Source organism: Vibrio sp. HI00D65 (genome assembly GCF_001635455.1).
GTDB lineage: Bacteria > Pseudomonadota > Gammaproteobacteria > Enterobacterales > Vibrionaceae > Vibrio.
In genome coordinates this window covers 1-338 of record NZ_LWEH01000461.1, presented here as the reverse complement: position 1 = coordinate 338, position 338 = coordinate 1, and the positions used below count along the sequence as shown (strand labels likewise).

Below are 338 nucleotides of genomic sequence, written 5' to 3'. Positions count from 1 at the left end.
TAAAACCCACTCAAATAATTTTCTCTTTTCCATAACGATATCCACATCAGCGATCATCCCTACTTTTAGCGAGAACTTTTTTCCATAAGCGGATATGAATTGACTATTTAAGCTAGCTTTTACAACATACATTGCTTCATCAGTTTTTATTGGTATTCGCTTTTCATTGGGTAGTAAGAGTACCTTGTCAACATGTATAATCTTTCCCTCCAACATGCCAAATTTTTGATAAGGAAAGGAATCAAACCTAATTTTCACCTTATCTCCTAATTTTATAAACCCAGCTGATCGTGTTGGTACAAGCAATTCAATCTCTAAAGGGGAATCTATCGGTATGA

The 338-nt window shown here is 34.6% G+C and carries 1 pseudogene; it reads right to left on the bottom strand.

Annotated features, from left to right (window positions below):
* A pseudogene (locus A3712_RS22835) lies at nucleotides 1–258 on the bottom strand (HlyD family secretion protein); the annotation flags it as partial.
* Nucleotides 259–338 lie beyond the last annotated feature (80 nt).